Origin of the sequence: Microbispora sp. NPDC049633, from assembly GCF_040675265.1 — a bacterium.
GTDB lineage: Bacteria > Actinomycetota > Actinomycetes > Streptosporangiales > Streptosporangiaceae > Microbispora > Microbispora maris.
In genome coordinates this window covers 1-21,064 of record NZ_JBFAOO010000099.1, presented here as the reverse complement: position 1 = coordinate 21,064, position 21,064 = coordinate 1, and the positions used below count along the sequence as shown (strand labels likewise).

The window sequence follows — 21,064 nt, the reverse complement described above, 5'->3', positions numbered from 1 at the left end:
AATGGAGTGCCGGGCCCGGAAGGCGGCATGTAGCCTCTCCGCGCGCGAAGTCGGGAAGGGGACAGCTGGTGGGGCACGTCGAGGTCGGGCATCTGACGCATGTGCTGCCGGACGGCAGGATGCTGCTGAACGACGTGTCGTTCCGCGTGGGGGAGGGCGTCAAGGCGGCCCTGGTCGGTCCGAACGGCGCGGGCAAGACGACGCTGCTGCGGATGATCGCGGGCGATCTCCAGCCGGTCGAGGGCAGCGTGGCCCATTCGGGCGGTCTCGGGGTCATGCGGCAGTTCGTCGGCAACATCCGGGACGGCCGTACGGTCCAGGACCTGCTGCTCAGCGTCGCGCCCGAGCGCGTCAGGACGGCGGCGGAACGGCTCCACGCCGCCGAGCTCGTGATGATGGAGCGCGACGACGAGAAGACCCAGATGCGGTACGCCCAGGCGATCACCGACTACGGCGACGCCGGAGGCTACGACATCGAGGTGCTCTGGGACGCCTGCGCGATGGCCGCCCTCGGCACGCCGTACGACCGGGTGAAGTATCGCGAGGTCGCCACGCTGTCCGGCGGCGAGCAGAAGAGGCTGGTGCTGGAGGCGCTGCTGCGCGGCCCCGACCAGGTGCTGCTGCTCGACGAGCCCGACAACTACCTCGACGTGCCGGGCAAGGTGTGGCTGGAGACGGCGCTGCGCGAGACGCCCAAGACCGTGCTGCTGGTCTCCCACGACCGCCAGCTGCTCGCCAACGCCGCCGACCGGATCGTCACGGTCGAGTCCGGCAACGTCTGGATCCACGGCGGCGGCTTCACGACGTATGCCGAGGCGCGGCGGGAGCGCAACGAGCGGCTCGACGAGCTGCGCAGGCGCTGGGACGAGGAGCACGCCAAGCTCAGGCGCCTGGTGGTCATGCTCAAGCAGAAGGCCACCTACAACGACGGCATGGCCCCCGCCTACCATGCCGCCCAGACCCGGCTGCGCCGGTTCGAGGAGGCCGGGCCACCGGAGGTCGCGCCGAAGGACCAGGTCATCAGCATGCGGCTGCGCGGCGGCCGTACGGGCAAACGGGCGGTGATGTGCGAGGCCCTGGAGCTGACGGGCCTCATGAAGCCCTTCGACCTCGAGGTCTGGTACGGCGAGCGGGTGGCCGTCCTCGGCTCCAACGGCTCCGGCAAGTCGCACTTCCTGCGGCTGCTCGCGGGGGAGGACGTGCGGCACACCGGGATCGTCAGGCTCGGCGCGCGAGTGGTCCCCGGGCACTTCGCCCAGACCCACGCCCGGCCGGAACTGATCGGCCGTACGCCCTGCGAGATCGTCATGACCGAGCACGCCCGGCTGAAGAACGAGGCGATGAAGGCGCTGGCCCGCTACGAGCTCGCCGGCCGGGTCGCCGAGCAGCGGTTCGACACTTTGTCGGGCGGCCAGCAGGCCCGGTTGCAGATCCTGCTGCTCGAACTGTCCGGTGCCACGCTGCTGCTGCTCGACGAGCCGACCGACAACCTCGACCTGGCCAGCGCCGAGGCCCTGCAGCAGGGTCTGGACGCCTTCGCGGGCACCGTGCTGGCGGTGACCCACGACCGCTGGTTCGCCGCCGACTTCGACCGCTACCTCGTCTTCGGGTCGGACGGCAGGGTCTACGAGTCGCCCGAGCCCGTCTGGGACGAGACCCGGGTGGTCCGGCCCCGATAGACGGGCGGTAAAGATACCGGCGGGATCGCGCGTGTCCCGGAGGCGGCGTCCCATTCAGGGGTTATGACGGCTAAGTGACGCGACGTTGCCACATGACCGCCGCACTCGCCATCGCCGCGCTGGCGATGGCGTCGTGCGCGAGGAATGACAATCAGGAGGGCCCGCGACCGCTGGCCCTCAAGGAACAGGTGTCCTCGATCGTGCGCTCGGGGGCCGGATACGCGGTGAGCTGGGCGGGGGTGCTGAGCAACCCCAACCGCTGGCACTTCGGGGAGAACGCCGTCGCCGTGGTCACGGCGGTCGACGCCGGCGGCAAGGAGGTCGTGCACCTGGAACAGCCGCTGGACGCGGTGCCGCCCGGCCGCCCGCTGGCCTTCAGCGGCCAGGTAACGGCCACCGCCCAGCCGGTCCGTGTGAAGATCGACTATCGTCCCGCCTCGTGGCGGCCGATCCCGCGCACCCCGTCGGCGTTCCTCAAGTTCCCGATCTCGGACGTCCGTACGGACAAGCTGAAGAACGGGTCCTACCTCGTCACCGGCTACGTGCTGGACCCGTTCCGCAAGCCCGTCGCCGGCCTCGCCGTCACGGCCCTGCTGCGCGACGCCGCGGGCACGCTCGTCGGCGGGGCCACGTCGTACGTGGACGACGCGCGGCCGGGCGCCAGGAGCCGGTTCGTCATCACCGTCGAGGGCGTGCGCGGCTCCGTCGAAGCGACCGACGTGCAGGCCACGACCTGGGGCTCGACCGCCAAGACGTACGAGGAGCTGGCCGGGGCCGGGGCCGTCCCGCTGCACACGGTCGCGCCGACGACGGAGCCGTTCGCAAAGGACCGCGGGTATCCGGCGCCGGGCGACCGGCGCCAGTGAGCGGCCCACTGCCGATCTTGACGGGACGGGCGGGTTACCGTAGCGAGATGGCCACCCCCAGGATCGTGCTGTTCGGAGCCACCGGTTTCACCGGCAGGCTCACCGCCGAGGCGCTCGTCGCGCGCGGGGCCCGGCCGCTGCTGGCGGGCCGGGACCAGACGCGGCTGACCGCCCTCGCCGACTCGCTGGGCGGCGACGTGTCCGTCGCGGTCGCCGACGTCGGCCGCCCCGAGTCCGTACGCCGGATCGTCGCGCGCGGCGACGTGCTGATCTCGACGGTCGGCCCGTTCGTCCGGTGGGGGGAGGCCGCGGTCGCCGCCGCGACGGAGGCGGGCGCGGTCTACCTGGACACCACCGGAGAGCCCACGTTCATCAAGCGGATCTTCCAGCGGTACGGCCCCGCCGCGGCGGCCAGGGGCGCCGCCCTGATCACCGCCTTCGGGTACGACTACGTGCCCGGCAACCTCGCCGCGGCCCTGGCGCTGGGCAAGGCCGGGCCGCGGGCCGTCCGCGTGGACGTAGGCTACTTCGTGGAGGGCGGCATGGCGCGCCGCGCGAGCGCGGGGACCCGCGCCTCGGCCCTGGGAATGATCCTCGAACCGATGTACGGCTTCCGCGAGGGTCGCATCGTGCCCGAGCACGGCCGCACCCGCAGGTTCGTCGTGGACGGCCGGGTCCGGCACGGCCTGTCCATCGGCGCCTCCGAGCACTTCACGCTGCCGCCCGCGCACGCCGGTCTGCGTGAGGTGAACGTCTACCTCGGCTGGCTGGGCGGCCTCACCAGGGTCGCGGGCGTGCTGGCCAAGGCGACGCCCGTCATCGGCGCGGTGCCCGGGGTCCGGCGGGCGACCGAGGCGCTCGCCGACCGGGTGCTGCGTACGGGCGGGGGAGGCGCGCCGGCCGGGACGGGCGTGTCGTCGCGCATCGTGGCCGAGGCCTACGACGCGGAAGGCCGCCGCCTGGCCGCCGTCCACGTCGCCGGCGGCGACCCGTACGAGTTCACGGCCGGCGTGCTGGCCTGGGGGGCGGCGACGGCGCTCGCGAAGGGCGTGCACGGCACCGGCGCCCTGGGGCCCGTGGACGCCTTCGGGCTGGAGAATCTCGCCCGGGGGTGCGCCGAGGCGGGAATGACCGTACGGGAGTGACGGCGTCCGTACGACTGACCGGATTTATCGTGATTGATTGCCTAATAAGACGGTGAATCGCGGCAGTTCGTTTGGATGGCGGAGCGTAAAAGTCCGCGGGGTAGTTACGCGACTTCGCCTGAATGGGTGGAGCGGGGAGTTACCGAGCATTTACGCTCCGTTATATGAATGATGGCGTCCTGGTCGAGGCGTTGCGAGCCCGGGATCCGGGAGCGCTGGCCGCCCTTTACGACACATACGCGGAGAACCTTTACCGGTACTGCCGCACGTTGCTGGCCGGGCCCGACGCCGCCCAGGTCGCGCTGCGTGACACGCTGATCGCCGCGGAGGCCCTCGTCGGCTCGCTGGCCGATCCGCACGGGTTCCGTCCCTGGCTGTACGCCCTGGCCAGGGGCGAGTGCATGCGCCGCCACACGCCCGGACCGGAGGACGATCCCGGCACCGGGCCGATTCCCGTCGCCACCGTGCCCTTCCCCGGCATCGCGGCCGACGGCGCGACGGCCGAAGGGACCGACCTGCGCACCGTCGCCGGCAGCGCCGTGGGGGCGCTGTCCCCCGAGGACCGGGAGGTGCTCGAACTCACCGCCAGGCACGGGATGACCGGCCAGGACCTGGCCGCCGTGCTCGGCACGGGCGAGCGGTACGCCGAAGGGCTCCTCGACGCGGCCACCGAACGCCTGCGAGAGACGCTGACCGCCGAGATCCTGGCCAGGCGCGCCGCTCACGACTGCGAGCGGGCGTCCGCCGTCCTCGCGGGGTTCACGGGAGAGCTCACCCCGCAGGCACGGGCCCAGCTGATCCGGCACCTCGCGCGGTGCGAGACCTGCGGACGTCAGCGTGTCCGGCAGGTCTCCGCGGCCAAGGTGTTCGGGCTGCTCCCCCAGGTCGCCCTGCCCGAGACGCTGCGGGTGCGGGTGCTCAGCAGCTTCATCGACCCCGAGCTCGTGCCCTACCGGCGCTACGTCGCCAAGCGCGTGGGCAGGCTGAACGCCGCGGGCTTCCCGAGGGCCGGCCGCCGCGAGGGCCGGCTGGCGCAGGCCGTGGCCGGCGCAGTGGCCGCGCTGGCGGCGGTGGCGACGATCGCGCTCGTGTTCGCCCAGTTCGCCGGGGATCTGCGCGAGCAGGCCGCCGACACGATCGCCCCGCATCGGCTCCCCACGGCCGAGGCCCCGGTCAGCCCGTCCGCCGGCACCGCGTCAGGGGAGGGATCCGAGGACGCGGCCGAGAAGGTGGCAGGGCGCTCGCCCGCGCCCCCGGCCTCCCGGGATCTGGCCGAGCCCGTCGCGCCTGTCGCGCCCGTGAGGCCGGTCGCCCTGCCGCGCCCGGCGCCCCTGCCCCCACCCGCGCCACCCTCCGCCGGACGGCCGCACCGTCCCGGGCCGCCGATGAGACCACCAGTGGGATCGCCGGTGCGACCGTCCGTGCGCCCCTCCGGCGGGCCGTCCGCCACCGTGCCGAATCCGGGGGGCTCGCCGTCCGGCCCGACACCCGTGCCCACCATCACTCCCGTCACTCCCGGCACCGAGCCGAGCCCCGGCGGCTCCGGCTCCGATGGGCAGGGCTCCGGCGGTCCCGGCTCCGGCCGGCCGCCGAGGGGCGGGCCACCGCCGGCGCACTGGCCGGGACACCGCCCGCCCTGGCGCGACCACCAGCACCACCCCCGTCCCCACCGGGAGTGCCCGCCGACCCCCGCGCCGTCCCGCGGGCCCTCCGGTGACCATGCCTGGCCCCCGGCCGTTCCGCCCGTACGCGGAGGACACGGCGGTGGGCACGGCGGTGGGCACGGCGGTGGGCACGGCGGTGGGCGCGAGGCCCGGAGCGCCGGAGACGGTGGCCGATCCCTCCCCGGGCCGCGGCCCGCCCGGTACGGCGGCGCCGCCCACGAGCGCCCGGGCCGCGGAGAGACCGCCCGCGGTGAGTCCGGCGGGGACGGCTCGCGCCGTGACGGCCCGGGCCGCGGCAGGGACGGCTATCCGCCGGACGTACGCGCCCGGGAAGACGCCCCGGAAGACGCCGGGCATCGTGGCGCGACCGGCGGCCCCGCGGCCGGAAGCCCCGGCGGGCCCGGAGGAGCCGGACGTCCCGGAGGATCCGGAGGCGGGCACGGTCCCGCCGGCGGCTCGGCCGCGGCCGCCCCGAAGGCCACATAGAGGGTCCTTTCGGACACCGGCCCACCTCTTTCCCTGCCTTATCGGGACGACCCACCACATAGGTCGATTACTAGGCGTGGCTTAGATGTGTACGGAGAGTAGTCGCCGGGAAGTGAGGGGAGTGGAGCAAGGAAGGGGAAGTAATGCCACTCCTCAGAGCGTCGGGGCTGGTCGCCGGGCTCGGGTCAAGCCTCGTCCTGACCTTGGGGGCGCCGGCCGGAGCCGATCCGAAGCCGTCGGCCAAGGACGTCGCCAAGGCGCGGCAGCAGGTGCAGGAGCGCGTACGGGAACTGGGCAGGGCCGAGGCCGATCTCGCGGCCGCGCAGGCCGGCAAGGAGACGCTGAACGCCGAGGCCGAGCGGCTCGTGGAGGCCTACAACGGGGAGCTCGTCCAGCTCGAGCAGGCGCGTACCGCGTACGAGCAGTCGGCGCGGCGGGCCCGCCAGGCGGCCGGCCAGGTCGAGCGGCTGCGCGGCGAGGTGGCCGCGAGGGTGGCCGAAGCGTACGGCGGGCTGCGGCTGTCGCCGTCCACCGCGGCGATGCTCGGCGGCCTGAGCGACATGCGCGGCTTCCTGCGAAGAGCGAGCGTGCTGACGCAGCTGGGCGACGAACAGGTCGCCACGCTGCAACGCCTGGAAGACGCGCAGCAGGTCTTCGAGATCCTCCGAGAACAGGCGGCCCGCGCCTACTCCGAGCAGTCGCGCAGCGCCGACGAGGTGCGGCAGGCGAAGGACGCGGCACAGCGGGCCGTCGAGGAACAGCTCGAACAGACCCAGCGCTTCGAGCAGGAGAAAGCGGAGATCTCCAAACGGCTGGAGGTCGCCCGTGACCGTGTGGACGAGCTGAAACAGGCCAGGACCAAGGCCCGGCAGTCCGCCAGGAGGGTCTCCCTCCCCGTCCGCAGAAGCCTGGCGGTGCCGGCGTGGACGGGGCGGCTCGGGTCGGGGCCCGGCCAGCAGGCCGCCCAGTGGGCGCTCAAACAGATCGGCAAGCCGTACGTGTGGGCCGCCGCGGGCCCGTCGGGGTTCGACTGCTCGGGGCTGACGATGCGGGCCTGGCAGCGGGCCGGAGTGTCACTCGATCACTGGACCGGCACGCAGTGGACCTCGGGACGGCACGTCCCCCTCAAGGAACTGCGCACCGGCGATCTCATCTTCTACGGCCGGTTGAGCCGCAATCCCGGCACCATCCATCACGTGGGCATCTACATCGGGCGCGGCATGATGGTCCACGCCCCCCAGACGGGGGACGTGGTGCGCATCTCGCCCATCTGGCGCCATGATCTCGTCGGCGCCACCCGGCCCGGCTGATCAGTGCTCCTGGTGCCCGGTCTCCTGGAACCGCTTGATGCTCGCGAGGATCTCGGCCTCGGCCTCGACGCGCCCGACCCAGTTGGCGCCCTCGACGGACTTGCCGGGCTCCAGGTCCTTGTAGACCTCGAAGAAGTGCTGGATCTCCAGCCGGTCGAACTCGGCGACGTGGTGGATGTCGCGGATGTGCTCCATCCGCGGATCGGTCGCCGGGACGCACAGGACCTTGTCGTCGCCGCCCTTCTCGTCGGTCATCCGGAACATCCCGACCGCACGGCAGCTGATCAGACAGCCGGGAAAGGTCGGCTCCTGGAGCAGGACGAGCGCGTCGAGCGGGTCGCCGTCCTCGCCGAGGGTGTTCTCGATGAACCCGTAGTCGGCGGGGTACTGGGTCGAGGTGAAAAGCAGGCGATCCAGACGTATGCGGCCGGTCTTGTGGTCAACCTCGTACTTGTTCCGTTGTCCCTTGGGAATCTCAACGACAACGTCGAACTCCACTCGTTCCTCCGCATGAGTCCCCGGTCTCCCGGGTGGGCGTTAATGTCTCGTAGGCGTGGTCAGGGTCGGCGCGAAATGAGGGCGTAGTGGTGCGACGTGAGCGGTGGATGGTGGTGGCCACCCTCGCCCTGCTGCAGATCTTCGTCGTCCTCGCGGGCACTTATTTGGTCACCCATGACGCCGACAGGACCCCGGCTCCGGTCGCGTCTCCGAAGCCGACCCCGATCCCCCTGGTGACCGCGGGTCCGGTTCTGGCCGCGGCGGGGGACGGGGCTCTTCCCGCCAAGGGTACTTTGACCACCCGCCTCGCCGCTGCGATGGGTGACCCCGCACTGGGCGGCAGCGTGGCCGGGATCGTGCTCGACGCCGTCACGGGAGAACCGATATACGACGGCCGCTCGGGCACCGCCATCACCCCGGCCTCGACCACCAAGGTGGTCACCGCGCTGACGGTGCTGGCCACGGTGGGGCCGGACGCCCGCCTGGCCACCCGGGTCGTGCGGGGGACCTCCGCCACGTCGATCGTCCTGGTCGGCGGCGGCGACCCCACCCTGGCCGGCCCGGCCACCGGCGCCGCGGAGCAGAAGCGCATCTATCCGCGGCCGGCGTCGCTAGCCCGGCTCGCCGCGAGCACGGCCAAGGCGCTCAAGGCGGCGAACCTCGCCTCGGTGGACCTGTCGTACGACACCTCGCTGTTCACCGGGCCGCGGACGGCGCCGGGCTGGAAGCCGACGTACATCCCGGAGGGCAGCGTCGCCCCCGTGGCCGCGCTCATGATGGACGAGGGCCGGGCACGCAACGGCGCGCGCTATCCGGACCCGGCGCGGGCGACCGCCGACGCGTTCGCGTCGCTGCTCAGGAAGAACGGCATCAAGGTGGGCAAGAAGGTCGACTCGGCCAAGGCGGCGCCCACCGCGCAGGAACTGGCCCGGGTCGAGTCCGGGCCGGTCTACGCGCTCGTCGAGCGGATGCTCACGCACAGTGACAACGACCTGGCCGAGGCGCTCGCCCGCCAGGCGGCCGTCAAGGAGGGTCTCCCGCACACCTTCGAGGGCGTGCCCGCGGCGGTCCGGCGCGTGCTCACCCGCCTCGGCGTGACCGGCGGCGTGGAGGTCCACGACGGCAGCGGGCTCTCCACGAAGAACCGGATCACGCCGACCGCCCTCGCCCGCATCCTGGCAGTGGCGGCGTCCTCCGCCCATCCGGAGCTGCACTCGCTGATCAGCGGTCTGCCGGTCGCGGGATTCACCGGGACTCTGCACAACCGCTATGAGAAGTCCGATTCGAAGGCAGGCGCCGGATTGGTACGCGCGAAGACGGGCACTTTGAACGGGGTGAACACCCTGGCAGGCATCGCGTACACCTCCGACGGCCGGTTGCTGACCTTCGCGTTCATGGCCGACCAGGTGGCCAACCCGCCGGAGGCGATCGCCGCGCTCGACAAGATGGCCACGATCGTCTCCCAGAGCTGACCGTCCCCCTCGCCGTCGCATGCGCGGCGAGCAGGCGAAGAACGTACGGTGGTGGGTATGCAGGTGATCGACTGGGATCTGGCCGTCTCGACCGGGGTGCGCCTCGTGCGCCCCGGCCCTCAGGTGAGCCGCGAGGAGGCCAGGCAGGCGGTCCTCGAACTGCGGCGGCTGTCGCGGGACGCCGAGGGGCACGTGCGGGAGTTCACCCGCATCGACTCCGCGCCTCCGGAGGCGGCGACCGTGGTCGACCGCCCCGGGTGGATCCGCGCGAACGTGGACGGCTTCCGGGTTGTCCTGGAGCCGCTGACGCAGAAGATGTCGAACATGCCGGCGGTCGTCGGCGCGGTCGGCTCGCGCATCACCGGGCTCGAGGTCGGCGCGGTGCTCGCCTTCCTCGCCTCGCGGGTGCTCGGGCAGTACGAACTGTTCCTCCCGCCCGACCCCTCGGGCAACGCCCCGACCGGGCGGCTGACGCTGGTGGCGCCCAACATCGTGCACGCCGAGCGCGAGCTGGGCGTCGATCCCCGCGACTTCCGCCTGTGGGTGTGCCTGCACGAGGAGACCCACCGGGTGCAGTTCACCGGCGTCCCCTGGCTGCGGGAGTACGTCCGCGGCCAGATGACCGAGTTCCTCCTCGCGTCCGAGATGGACCTGACGACCCTGCTGGAGCGCCTGCGCGCGGCCTCCGACGCGGTGGCCGACGCCTTCAGGGGCGGCGAAGGCAACCTCATCGAGGCCATCCAGACGCCCGAGCAGAAGGCCGTGCTCGACCGGGTGACGGCAGTGATGACGCTGGTGGAGGGGCACGGCGACTACGTCATGGACGCGGTGGGCCCGTCCGTCGTGCCGTCGGTCGCCGAGATCCGCGCCAAGTTCCAGCGCCGCCGCGAGGGCGGCTCGCGCTTCGACCAGCTCGTCCGCCGGCTGCTCGGCATCGAGCTCAAGATGAAGCAGTACGCCGAGGGCTCCCATTTCGTGCGCACCGTCGTGGACGAGGCCGGCATGGAGTCGTTCAACAAGGTGTGGACCTCGCCGGAGACCCTGCCCGACCGCCAGGAGATCGCCGACCCGCACGCCTGGATGTCCCGCGTCCTCACCTCCGCCTGACCCCACTCCACCGCCCTGGTAGGGCGGCGGCCGGGCCGGGGTGTTACCCGGCCCGCGAGCGGCGCCGCCAGAATGGCGGCATGGGCCCGCATCCCGCCGTCGCCGACGTCCGCCGTGCCGTACGGCTCTCGCTCGCGGACCTCGCCGTCCCGCGAGACGTGGTGGAGCCGCCGCTCGTCCTCGTGGCCTGCAGCGGCGGCGCCGACTCGCTGGCGCTGGCGGCGGCCACCGGCTTCGCGGCCCCGCGCCTCGGCCTGCGCGCCGGGCTGCTCACCGTCGACCACGGCCTGCAGGAGGGCTCGGCCGCGCGCGCCCGCGACGTCGTACGGCTCGCGCACTCGCTCGGTCTCGACCCGGCCGAGGCGCTGACCGTCACGGTCGGCACGGCCGGGGGCCCCGAGGCCGCGGCGCGGGAGGCCCGCTACGCCGCGCTGTCCGCCGCCGCCGGCCGGCTGGGCGCCACCGCGGTCCTGCTCGGTCACACCCGCGACGACCAGGCGGAGACCGTGCTGCTGCGCCTGGCCCGGGGCAGCGGCACGCGGTCGCTGTCCGGCATGGCGGAGGTCACCGGGATCTACCGGCGCCCCCTGCTGGGGCTCGGCCGCGAGCGGACCAGGCAGGCCTGCGACGCCCTCGGCCTGCGGCCCTGGGACGATCCGCACAACGACGATCCCGCGTACACCAGGGTGCGGGTGCGGCGCGACGCACTTCCGGCGCTGGAGGCCGCGCTGGGGCCGGGGATCGCCGAGGCGCTGGCCCGTACGGCGCGGTTGTGCCGCGACGACGCCGACGCCCTGGACGAGTGGGCGGACAGCGTCCACGCCGAGTCGCGGGGCCCCGGCGGGGAACTGGACGTGACCGTGCTGGCCGGCGTGCCGGGGGCGGTGCGGCGGCGGGTCATCCAGCGGGCGGCCGTCGAGGCCGGGGCGAACGCCGCCGCGCTCGCGGCCGTGCACATCGAGGCGGTCGAGCGGCTGGTGACCGGCTGGCACGGGCAGAAGGGGGTGGACCTACCCGGGGGGGTAGGGGTGGTGAGGCGCTGTGGCACCCTTGTGTTCGCCGTGGACAACCTCTCGCTCGCGTAAGGAAAACCCCAGGTGGACGCAGCCGACATGGGCAAGGACCTCTCCAGAGTCCTCATCTCCGAGCAGGAGCTGCAGGAGAAGATCAAGGAGCTGGCGGGTCAGATCGACGCCGACTACGCCGGCAGGGAACTGTTGATCGTCGGCGTGCTCAAGGGGGCGGTCATGGTCATGGCCGACCTCGCCCGCGCGCTGCACGTGCCCGTGCAGATGGACTGGATGGCCGTCTCCTCGTACGGCGCCGGGACCAAATCGTCCGGTGTCGTGCGGGTGCTGAAGGACCTCGACACCGACATCGCCGGCCGGCACGTGCTCGTGGTCGAGGACATCATCGACTCCGGGCTGACGCTTTCGTGGCTGATGAACAACCTGAAGTCGCGCAACCCGGCGTCCGTGGAGATCTGCACCCTTCTGCGCAAGCCGGACGCGGTGAAGGTGGAGTTGGACGTCCGTTACGTAGGTTTTGACATCCCCAACGAGTTCGTCATCGGGTTCGGTCTCGATTACGCGGAGCAGTATCGCAACCTGCCGTTCATCGGGACTCTTGCGCCTCATGTGTACGGAGGGGAGTAAGCCCTTAGCGAAGTGACCCTCCAATCGGGCGTTATTGGGCGCCAGGTCGGGGAACACGGGGCTGGCTGACGTACGTTGGAAAGGCAAAGCCGGAGCCGCTCGGGCAGTTACCCGACGCGGCTGCCGGGTGTACCTTCGGATATCCGTGGGAGGCCGCTAAGGTCGGCCCGCGGTAGCCAGAAGGAGCGGTAAGGGATGCCGCGACCCCGGGTTCTCCCGGGGCAGGCCTTGGTCAGGAAGGGACGGGCCCGCCGGGGTTCCGCAACGGATGGATCTCAAGCGATTTACACGTGGCCCACTGCTGTGGATCCTGGGCATCGTATTGCTTCTCCTGCTCGTCACCACGATGTTCGGCGGAGACGGCAACTACGCCACCGCTGACACCTCGACGGTCGTCCAGCAGATCCAGCAGGGCAATGTCAAGAGCGCGACCGTGGTCGACAAGGACCAGCGAGTCGAGCTGACGCTGAACAAACCCATCGAGGTCGCGGGCAAGACGACCGACCGCATCCAGGCCCCCTGGGTCGAGGGTCAGGGCGTCCAGCTCGCGCAGGCGCTCGACCAGGCCAAGCCCAGTCAGGGCTGGACGGTCGAGGTGCCGAAGCAGAACTTCCTCGTGAGCCTGCTGGTCAGCTTCCTGCCGATCATCATCGTCGTCCTGCTCTTCCTGTTCATCATGAACCAGATGCAGGGCGGCGGCTCCCGGGTCATGAACTTCGGCAAGTCGCGGGCCAAGCTGATCACCAAGGACACCCCGAAGACCACCTTCGCCGACGTGGCGGGGGCCGACGAGGCCATCGAGGAGCTCCAGGAGATCAAGGAGTTCCTCCAGGCGCCGGCCAAGTTCCAGGCCATCGGAGCGAAGATCCCCAAGGGCGTGCTGCTGTACGGCCCGCCCGGCACCGGCAAGACGCTGCTCGCGCGCGCCGTCGCGGGTGAGGCGGGCGTGCCGTTCTACTCGATCTCCGGTTCCGACTTCGTCGAGATGTTCGTCGGCGTCGGCGCCTCCCGCGTCCGCGACCTGTTCGAGCAGGCCAAGGCGAACGCCCCGGCGATCATCTTCATCGACGAGATCGACGCCGTCGGCCGGCACCGCGGCGCGGGCCTCGGCGGCGGCCACGACGAGCGTGAGCAGACGCTGAACCAGCTCCTCGTCGAGATGGACGGCTTCGACGTCAAGGGCGGCGTGATCCTCATCGCCGCCACCAACCGCCCCGACATCCTCGACCCCGCCCTGCTGCGTCCCGGCCGCTTCGACCGGCAGGTCGTCATCGACCGGCCCGACCTGGAGGGCCGCAAGGGCATCCTGCGCGTCCACGGCCGCGGCAAGCCGTTCGCCTCGGACGTCGACCTCGACGTGATCGCCCGCAGGACCCCCGGCTTCACCGGCGCCGACCTCGCCAACGTGATCAACGAGGCGGCCCTGCTGACCGCCCGCCAGGACCAGAAGCTCATCACGATGTCGCTCCTGGAGGAGTCGATCGACCGCGTGATGGCCGGTCCCGAGCGTAAGTCCCGGGTCATGTCGGACCAGGAGAAGAAGATCATCGCGTACCACGAGGGCGGCCACGCCCTGGTGGCCCACGCGCTGCCCAACTCCGACCCGGTCCACAAGATCACGATCCTGTCCCGCGGCCGCGCGCTCGGTTACACGATGACGCTGCCGATGGAGGACAAGTTCCTGGCGACCCGGTCCGAGATGATGGACCAGCTCGCCATGCTGCTCGGCGGCCGCACGGCGGAGGAGCTCGTCTTCCACGAGCCCACCACCGGCGCGTCCAACGACATCGAGAAGGCGACCTCGATCGCCCGCCGCATGGTCACCGAGTACGGCATGAGCGAGCGGCTCGGCGCCCGCAAGTTCGGCAGCGGCAACGGCGAGGTCTTCCTCGGCCGTGAGATGGGCCACGAGCGCGACTACTCCGAGCAGATCGCCTCGGCGATCGACGAGGAGGTCCGCCGCCTCATCGAGAGCGCGCACGACCAGGCGTGGGAGATCCTCGTCCAGTACCGCGACGTGCTCGACAACCTCGTGCTCGAACTGATGGAGAAGGAGACGCTCTCCCGGGAGCAGGTCCTCCAGATCTTCTCGCCCGTCGTGCCCAAGGAGAAGCGCCCCTCGTACGCCGGATACGGCAAGCGCCTGCCGTCCGACCGTCCTCCGGTCATCACCCCGAAGGAGCGCGCCAACGGCAACGGCCAGGCGCTGCCCGCCGGCGGGACCGGCTCGACGCCGTGGGCCAACGACCAGTCGGCGCAGCGGGACGAGGCCTGACCATGGCCGAACCCATGGTGGGGCCGCCCCCCGGCTTCGATCACGATCGGATCGAGAAGGCGGTCCGGGAGATCCTGTTCGCGATCGGGGAGGACCCCGATCGCGATGGACTCCGGGACACCCCCGCCCGGGTGGCGAGGGCGTTCGCCGAGCAGTTCGCCGGGCTCGGCCAGCGCCCCGAGGACGCGCTGACCACGATGTTCGACGCGGACCACGACGAGATGGTGCTCGTCAAGGACATCGAGGTGATGTCCACCTGCGAGCACCATCTGCTCCCGTTCCACGGCGTGGCCCACATCGGCTACACCCCGAACGAGAAGGGCCGCATCACCGGCCTGTCCAAACTGGCCAGGCTGGTGGACGTCTACGCCCGCCGGCCGCAGGTCCAGGAGCGGATGACCTCCCAGATCGCCGACGGCCTGATGAAGGTCCTCGAACCCCGGGGAGTGATCGTGGTGATCGAGGCCGAGCACATGTGCATGACCATGCGCGGTGTGCGCAAACCCGGCGCCAAGACGCTCACCTCGGCCGTCCGCGGCGATTTCCGCACCTGTGAGGCGACCCGGGCCGAGGCCATGTCGCTGATCCTGCGCGGCTGAGCGCGGGCGAGGGCCGGTTGGGACGGCACTCCTGCCCGACGGGCACCATGCCTCATGGCACTAGTCTTGACCCCATGACCGCAGCAAGTGTGCCCGGTATGCCCGAGTCTGGGCGCTGTCTGGTCATGGGCGTGGTCAACGTGACCCCCGACTCCTTCTCCGACGGCGGGCAGTGGTTCGACGCCGACATCGCGATCAGGCACGGCCTCGACCTGGTGGCCGAGGGCGCCGACATCGTGGACGTGGGCGGAGAGTCCACCCGTCCGGGTGCGGCCCGCGTCTCCCTGGAGGAGGAGCTCCGCCGCGTCGAGCCGGTGATCCGCGCGCTCAGCCGGGAAGGCGTGACCGTCAGCGTCGACACCATGCGCGCGGAGGTGGCCGAGGCGGCCGTCGAGGCCGGGGCGAAGCTCGTCAACGACGTGAGCGGCGGGCTGGCCGACCCCGCCATGCCGCGGGTGGTGGCCGCGACCGGTGTGCCGTACGTCGTGATGCACTGGCGCGGGCACAGCAGCGACATGGAGAGCCGGGCCATCTACGGCGACGTCGTGACCGAGGTGGCGGAGGAGCTGCGCAAGCGGGTCGACTCCGTGCTGGCCGAGGGAGTGCGGGAGGAGCAGATCGTGCTCGATCCCGGTCTCGGGTTCTCCAAGAACGCCGAGCACAACTGGGCCCTGCTGGCCGGCATCGACGAGCTGAACCGCCTCGGCCGTCCGTTGCTGATCGGAGCGTCGCGCAAACGCTTCCTCGGCCGCCTGCTCGCGGGGCCGGACGGCGAACCCAGGCCGTTCGACGGGAGCGACGACGCCACGCTCGCCGTCACCGCGCTCGCGGCGCGGGCCGGCGCCTGGTGCGTGCGGGTGCACCGGGTGCGGCCGAACGCCGATGCGGTGCGTGTGGCCGCAGCCTGGCGGGCAGCAGGCGTACGACACGCTGACGAGGGCCGGTGACGAGATGCCGACAGGGACGCCGATGAAGGACATCGAGGAGCTCAACCAGGCGTTCTACAACGCCATCGAGAGCGGCGACCTCGACGCGATGTCGGAGATCTGGATCGAGGACGTCCCGGGACGTCCGGCCATGTGCGTCCATCCCGGCTGGCCCATGCTGACCGGACGGTCGGAGGTGCTCCGCTCGTGGGCGCTCATCATGGCCAATACGCCGTACATCCAGTTCGTGCTGACCGACGTGCAGACGACCGTGCTCGGGGACGTCGCCGTGGTCACCTGCGCGGAGAACATCCTGACGGCCGCCGACACCGACGAGCCGGGCTTCGCGGCCGGCCGGGTCGTCGCGTCCAGCACCTACGTGCGCACGGGAACCGGGTGGCGGCTGTGGCTCTACCACGGCTCACCGGTCCTCCAGAGCGACGACGACGACGAGGAGGAGCAGGAGCATTGACGGTGCGGCCGACGACCAGTCGTGACACGGTGCGGTTGACGGGCCTGCGGGCCCGCGGCAGGCACGGCTGCCTGCCCGCCGAGCGCGAGCTGGGCCAGGAGTTCGTGGTCGACGTGGCCCTGCGCTTCGACACCGCCCCGGCGGCCGCGGCCGACGACCTGACCCTCACGGTCGACTACGGGGCACTGGCGGGAGAGCTCGTCCGCATCGTGGAGGGCGAGCCGGTCAACCTCATCGAGACCCTCGCCGAGCGGCTGGCGGCGGCCTGCCTGGCCCACGAGCTGGTCGAGGAGGCGGAGGTCAGCGTGCACAAACCGGCGGCGCCGATCCCGCTGCCGTTCGACGACGTGGTGGTGACGATCAGAAGGGGGCGCGCATGAGGGTCGTGATCGCGCTCGGCAGCAACCTCGGCCGCCGTATCGACAACCTCCAGGGGGCCCTCGACTCGCTGTTCGACGCCCCCGGCCTCACGTTCGTGGCGGTGTCGCCGGTCTACGAGACCGATCCGGTCGGCGGGCCCGAGCAGGGCCCGTACCTGAACGCGGTGGTGGTCGCCGAGAGCATGCTCGACCCCCGCACGCTGCTCGACCGCGCGCAGAGCGTCGAGACCGCCTTCGGCCGCGAGCGCAAGGAGCGGTGGGGGCCGAGGACGCTCGACGTGGACCTCATCGCGGTCGGCAACCTGATGTCCGACGACCCCGAGCTCACGCTCCCGCACCCCCGGGCGCATGAGCGGGCGTTCGTCCTGGTCCCGTGGGCGCAGGCCGATCCGGCGGCGGTGCTGCCCGGGCGCGGCTCGGTCGCGGCCCTGCTGGCCGACACGGACCAGAGCGGAGTGCGGCTGCGCACCGACCTCGTGCTCGAACCCCCGGTCTGATCGACGAGGAGTCCCCGCGTGAAGCCCAGCAATCCCGGCGTGCTCGTCGGTCTGGTGGTCGTGTTCGCCCTGCTCACCTGGGGGCTGCTGCGGCAGTTCTACTCCATGTTGCCGACCCTGCCGTGGACCGCGATCCCCACCACGCTGCTGCTGGCCGTCGGCGAGGCGTACACGGGCTGGCTGACCCGGGCGAGGATCCTGCGCCGCCCCAGCACCAAGCCCGTCGAGCCGCTCGCCGTCGCCCGTCTGACGGCGCTGGCCAAGGCCACGGCGTACGCGGGGGCGGCGTTCGGCGGCGTCTTCGCCGGGTTCGTGCTGCGCGTGCTGGACCTGCTCGACCTGGACAAGCCCCGGCAGGACGCGTTCGTCGGCGGCGGGTCGTTCCTGGCCTGCGTGATCCTGGTCTGCGCGGCGCTGTTCCTCGAACACTGCTGCCGGGTGCCCGGCAAGCCGTCGGGGGAGACCTGATCCCTTACTTGTCGATGTCGCCGACGACGAAGAACATCGAGCCGAGGATCGCGATCATGTCGGCGACCAGGTTGCCCGGCAGCATCTCCCGCAGCACCTGGATGTTGTTGTAGGAGGCGCTGCGCAGCTTGAGCCGCCACGGCGTCTTCTCTCCGCGTGACACGAGGTAGTAGCCGTTCAGGCCGAGCGGGTTCTCCGTCCAGGCGTACGTGTGACCTTCGGGGGCCTTCAGCACCTTCGGCAGCCGCTGGTTGATCGGTCCGGGCGGCAGGTGCCGCAGGCGCTCGACGCAGGCGTCGGCGAGGTCGAGGGAGACCTTGACCTGTTCGAGCAGCACCTGGAACCGGGCCTGGCAGTCCCCGGCGGACCGGGTCACGACCTTCACCGGCAGCTCGCCGTACGCGAGGTAGGGCTCGTCGCGCCGCAGGTCGAAGTCCACGCCGGAGGCCCGCGCGATCGGGCCGCTCACGCCGTACTGCATGATCGTCTCGCGGTCGAGCACGCCGACGCCGCGGGTGCGGGCCAGGAAGATCTCGTTGCCGGAGATCAGTTCCTCGATGTCGGGCAGCCGCCGGCGCACGGCCGCGACGGCGGCGGTGACGCGGTCGAGCCAGCCCAGCGGCAGCTCCTCCTTCAGCCCGCCCACCCGGTTGAACATGTAGTGCATGCGTCCGCCGGAGATCTCCTCCATGACGTGCTGCAGGGTCTCCCGCTCGCGGAAGGCGTAGAAGACCGGGGTGATGGCGCCGAGCTCCAGGGGATAGCTGCCGAGGAACATCAGGTGGCTGAGCACGCGGTTGAGCTCGGCCAGCAGTGTCCTGGCCCACACCGCCCTGGGCGGCGGCTGCATGCCGAGCATGCGCTCGACCGCGAGCACCACGCCCAGTTCGTTGGCGAACGCCGACAGCCAGTCGTGCCGGTTGGCCAGCACGATGATCTGCCGGTAGTCGCGCACCTCGAACAGCTTCTCCGCGCCGCGGTGCATGTAGCCGACGATCGGCTCGGCGGCCGTTATGCGCTCGCCGTCGAGGACGAGCCGCAGCCGCAGCACGCCGTGGGTGGACGGGTGCTGCGGGCCGATGTTGAGGATCATGTCCTCGGTGGCCAGCTCCCTCGCCTGCACGGCGTCGGCTCCCGCGCCGAGTCCCACGATGCGTTCGGTGCGCCCGCCCTCCTGCTCGGTCGTCATGCCCTCCATGCTTTCACGCTCATCACGCGCCCGCGAAGACGGCGAAGGCATCAGACGAACTCGACCACCGCCTCATGCCGACGGCAGTAGCCTGCTGCTCGACTTAAGGCCAGCCTTGATTTTGGGGAGGGTGCTCTTCTTCACCTCGACTACACCGGCGACGGGCGGAGTGAACATGCCGAAGAGGGTGCCAGGGGACTGGGCCGACCTCGAGCGGGAACTGCACGAGGGAGGCGCTCGGGGCCCGCTTGGACCTGGTCGTCGACTTCGGTGATCGGACGCTGCGTCTGGCCGTCAGCGAGAAGTCGACGGATGCCGCTTGATCGGGGAGCTCTTGGGCGAGGTTCCCAGAACCGACCTGCCGTCTTCAGGCGGCGGCGATCTCGCGAAGGGCCTCGATGAGGCGGTCGACGTGCTCCTCGGTGGTGCCGATGCCGATCGAGGCGCGTACGGCGCTCACCGTGCCGTCGGCGCAGCCGGCGTCGTCCCCGCCGAGGAGATGGCGGACGAAGGGGTGGGCGCAGAACTTGCCGTCCCTGACGCCGATGCCGTGCTCGGCCGACAGCGTCTCGGCGACCTCTCGCGCCGTGCGGCCCTCCACGGCGAACGACACGATGCCGACGCGCGGGTGGTCGGGGCCCCACAGGGACAGCTCGCGTACACCGGGGATCGTGGCGAGCCCGGCGCGCAGGCGGGCGAGCAGCCGCTCCTCCTCCTGGACCAGCGCGATCCAGCCGGTCGTGGCCAGCGCGTCGCAGGCGGCGGCGAGCGCGATCGCGCCGAGCACGTTGGGGGTGCCGGCCTCGTGCCGCGTCTCGGGGTCGTCGCTCCAGTCCACCGTCTCGCCCACGGACCGTACGGCTCCGCCGCCGCGCAGGTACGGATCGGCGTCGGCGAGCCAGTCGGGGCGGCCCACGAGCACCCCGGCGCCGAAGGGGGCGTAGAGCTTGTGCCCGGAGAACGCCACGTAGTCGAGGTCGAGCGCGGCGAGGTTGAGCCCGCGATGGGGGACGAACTGGGCCGCGTCCACGGCGATGCGCGCGCCGTGCCGGTGGGCGACGTGGGCCAGCCCGGCGATCGGCCACAGCTCGCCCGTGACGTTGGAGGCGGCGGTCACGACGAGCAGGGCCGGGCCCTCGATCGCGGCCAGCGCCTCGTCGGCCGCCCGGATCGCCTCGCCGGGGAAGGCGGGCGGCGCGAGCCGTACGGCGTCGGGCCAGGGCAGCAGCGAGGCGTGGTGCTCGGTGTCGAACACGACGACGGTGGTGCCCTCGGGCAGGCTGCGGGCCAGCAGGTTCATCGCGTCGGTCGTGTTGCGCACGAAGATCAGGGCGTCGCCGGGACGGGCGCCGACGAAGGCCCGCACGGTGTGCCTGGCCTGCTCGTACCGCGCGGTGGTGAGCTGTGAGGCGTAGCCCGCGCCCCGGTGGACGCTGGAGTAGGCCGGCAACGCCGCCGCGACGGCGGCGTTGACCGGCTCGAGACAGGGCGCGCTCGCCGCGTAGTCGAAGTTCGCGTACGGCACGAGCCTGCCGCCCCTGACGGGCACCTCAAGGCCGGCGCCCACGACGGCCGGTAGGCGTACGGGGGCGGCGTCGGGCTCGGTGACACGGGTGACGGCCTGCTGGACGAAGGTGAGTGCGGACAACGCCAAGCTCCTCGGGGTCTGGGACCCCGGCCATGGCGTCGTACGGCGGAGCCCGCGCTTGCCCGGCACACCTCGTGCCGGACCCGGTCCTCACCCGGGGCACCCCGCCGCGAGCGCGAGGGTTGCCGGCCAGCAAGCCGGGGCTTGACGCTGGCACTCATGACCTGAGCGCACTATAACCCGGCATCCGGGCCCGAAGGCAAGCCCGCTGGTGAGAGCCGCTTTGCCGTTATGGTGTGCATTGTGAAGTTTGATCCTTGGAATCCCGAGTTCGTGGCTCATCCGTACGACGTCTACCGCGACCTGCGGGACAACGAGCCGGTCAGCTTCTTCGAGCCGACCGGGCAGTGGCTGATCGCCCGGCACGCCGACGTGAACGCGCTGCTGCGCGACCGCCGGCTGGGCCGGTCCTACCTGCACGTGGCCGCCCACGAGGAGTTCGGCAGGGAGCCCGAGCCGGACTTCCAGGAGCCGTTCTGGCGGGTGGTCCGGGCCGGCATGCTCGACGTGGAGCCCCCGGTGCACACCCGGCTGCGCCGTCTGGTGTCCAAGGCCTTCACACCCCGGATGGTCGAGTCGCTGCGGCCGCGCGTGCGCAGGATCGCGACCGAGCTGACCGAGGGACTGGTCGAGCGCGGCGGCGGCGACCCGGCGGGCCGGGGCGCCCCGGCCCAGCCCGGGAACCGGATCACCGCCGATCAGGGCGGGGCCGAGGCCCACCCGAACAC

Annotated in this window: 19 protein-coding genes, 1 pseudogene and 1 riboswitch; of the genes and pseudogenes, 17 read left to right on the top strand and 3 right to left on the bottom strand. The window is 71.8% G+C overall.

All coding sequences use genetic code 11. The features are described from left to right. Positions 1-68 precede the first annotated feature (68 nt). From AB0J39_RS24000 to AB0J39_RS23980, 5 genes are all read left to right on the top strand, one after another. Positions 69-1,679, top strand: a complete 1,611-nt coding sequence (locus AB0J39_RS24000) for an ATP-binding cassette domain-containing protein (protein ID WP_363468368.1) — start codon at positions 69-71, stop codon at positions 1,677-1,679. A 92-nt stretch (positions 1,680-1,771) separates the two neighbouring features. After that, the gene (locus tag AB0J39_RS23995; RefSeq protein WP_363468366.1) at positions 1,772-2,545 is read left to right on the top strand and encodes a hypothetical protein; all 774 of its coding nucleotides are present in this window, start codon (positions 1,772-1,774) and stop codon (positions 2,543-2,545) included. Between the two features lie 47 nt (positions 2,546-2,592). Further along, complete coding sequence (locus AB0J39_RS23990) at positions 2,593-3,690, top strand: saccharopine dehydrogenase NADP-binding domain-containing protein (protein ID WP_363468364.1); 1,098 nt, start codon at positions 2,593-2,595, stop codon at positions 3,688-3,690. Positions 3,691-3,854: 164 nt separating this feature from the next. Continuing rightward, positions 3,855-5,840: a hypothetical protein gene (locus tag AB0J39_RS23985; protein WP_363468362.1), complete on the top strand. Its 1,986-nt coding sequence runs from the start codon at positions 3,855-3,857 to the stop codon at positions 5,838-5,840. Between the two features lie 143 nt (positions 5,841-5,983). Then, positions 5,984-7,150: an NlpC/P60 family protein gene (locus AB0J39_RS23980; protein ID WP_363468360.1), complete on the top strand. Its 1,167-nt coding sequence runs from the start codon at positions 5,984-5,986 to the stop codon at positions 7,148-7,150. Here the strand turns inward: AB0J39_RS23980 and AB0J39_RS23975 are convergent, their stop codons facing one another. After that, the gene (locus AB0J39_RS23975; protein WP_363468358.1) at positions 7,151-7,648 is read right to left on the bottom strand and encodes an inorganic diphosphatase; all 498 of its coding nucleotides are present in this window, start codon (positions 7,646-7,648) and stop codon (positions 7,151-7,153) included. An 86-nt stretch (positions 7,649-7,734) separates the two neighbouring features. Here AB0J39_RS23975 and dacB point away from each other — a divergent pair, with 86 nt between their 5' ends. The 11 genes from dacB to AB0J39_RS23920 all read left to right on the top strand — a co-directional run bounded on the left by dacB (position 7,735) and on the right by AB0J39_RS23920 (position 17,499). Then, positions 7,735-9,120 carry a D-alanyl-D-alanine carboxypeptidase/D-alanyl-D-alanine-endopeptidase gene (dacB, locus tag AB0J39_RS23970; RefSeq protein ID WP_363468356.1) on the top strand — a complete coding sequence of 462 codons (1,386 nt, stop codon included), beginning with the start codon at positions 7,735-7,737 and terminating at the stop codon, positions 9,118-9,120. Positions 9,121-9,177: 57 nt separating this feature from the next. Beyond that, positions 9,178-10,227: a zinc-dependent metalloprotease gene (locus tag AB0J39_RS23965; protein WP_363468354.1), complete on the top strand. Its 1,050-nt coding sequence runs from the start codon at positions 9,178-9,180 to the stop codon at positions 10,225-10,227. An 80-nt stretch (positions 10,228-10,307) separates the two neighbouring features. Beyond that, on the top strand, positions 10,308-11,312 hold the full coding sequence (tilS, locus tag AB0J39_RS23960) for a tRNA lysidine(34) synthetase TilS (protein WP_363468352.1): 1,005 nt from the start codon (positions 10,308-10,310) through the stop codon (positions 11,310-11,312). Positions 11,313-11,324: 12 nt separating this feature from the next. Continuing rightward, complete coding sequence (hpt, locus tag AB0J39_RS23955; RefSeq protein WP_363468350.1) at positions 11,325-11,882, top strand: hypoxanthine phosphoribosyltransferase; 558 nt, start codon at positions 11,325-11,327, stop codon at positions 11,880-11,882. Positions 11,883-12,150: 268 nt separating this feature from the next. Next, on the top strand, positions 12,151-14,157 hold the full coding sequence (ftsH, locus tag AB0J39_RS23950; RefSeq protein WP_363468348.1) for an ATP-dependent zinc metalloprotease FtsH: 2,007 nt from the start codon (positions 12,151-12,153) through the stop codon (positions 14,155-14,157). A 2-nt stretch (positions 14,158-14,159) separates the two neighbouring features. Then, positions 14,160-14,756 carry a GTP cyclohydrolase I FolE gene (gene folE, locus AB0J39_RS23945; RefSeq protein ID WP_259401572.1) on the top strand — a complete coding sequence of 199 codons (597 nt, stop codon included), beginning with the start codon at positions 14,160-14,162 and terminating at the stop codon, positions 14,754-14,756. Positions 14,757-14,830: 74 nt separating this feature from the next. Then, the gene (gene folP, locus AB0J39_RS23940) at positions 14,831-15,703 is read left to right on the top strand and encodes a dihydropteroate synthase (RefSeq protein WP_363468346.1); all 873 of its coding nucleotides are present in this window, start codon (positions 14,831-14,833) and stop codon (positions 15,701-15,703) included. Between the two features lie 22 nt (positions 15,704-15,725). Next, positions 15,726-16,154: a nuclear transport factor 2 family protein gene (locus tag AB0J39_RS23935; RefSeq protein WP_363468344.1), complete on the top strand. Its 429-nt coding sequence runs from the start codon at positions 15,726-15,728 to the stop codon at positions 16,152-16,154. A gap of 2 nt (positions 16,155-16,156) precedes the next feature. After that, complete coding sequence (gene folB, locus AB0J39_RS23930; RefSeq protein WP_363468342.1) at positions 16,157-16,534, top strand: dihydroneopterin aldolase; 378 nt, start codon at positions 16,157-16,159, stop codon at positions 16,532-16,534. Further along, entirely contained in the window at positions 16,531-17,031 is a 501-nt protein-coding gene (gene folK / locus AB0J39_RS23925) for a 2-amino-4-hydroxy-6-hydroxymethyldihydropteridine diphosphokinase (RefSeq protein WP_363468340.1), read from the top strand. Before folB ends, folK begins: the two co-directional genes overlap by 4 nt. A gap of 18 nt (positions 17,032-17,049) precedes the next feature. After that, positions 17,050-17,499 carry a DUF3180 domain-containing protein gene (locus AB0J39_RS23920; protein ID WP_363468338.1) on the top strand — a complete coding sequence of 150 codons (450 nt, stop codon included), beginning with the start codon at positions 17,050-17,052 and terminating at the stop codon, positions 17,497-17,499. A 4-nt stretch (positions 17,500-17,503) separates the two neighbouring features. On the opposite strand, the gene AB0J39_RS23915 is transcribed toward AB0J39_RS23920, so the two are convergent. Together AB0J39_RS23915 and AB0J39_RS23910 are read right to left on the bottom strand one after the other, a co-directional pair. Beyond that, entirely contained in the window at positions 17,504-18,688 is a 1,185-nt protein-coding gene (locus AB0J39_RS23915) for an NADH-quinone oxidoreductase subunit D (protein ID WP_363468336.1), read from the bottom strand. Between the two features lie 367 nt (positions 18,689-19,055). After that, positions 19,056-20,336 (bottom strand): aminotransferase class V-fold PLP-dependent enzyme, encoded by a 1,281-nt coding sequence (locus AB0J39_RS23910; RefSeq protein ID WP_363468334.1) that lies wholly within the window; start codon positions 20,334-20,336, stop codon positions 19,056-19,058. Positions 20,337-20,385: 49 nt separating this feature from the next. Next, positions 20,386-20,501, bottom strand: a riboswitch (SAM riboswitch). Positions 20,502-20,579: 78 nt separating this feature from the next. On the opposite strand from AB0J39_RS23910, the pseudogene AB0J39_RS23905 reads away from it, so the two are divergent. Then, positions 20,580-21,064 (top strand): annotated as a pseudogene (locus tag AB0J39_RS23905) (cytochrome P450); the annotation flags it as partial.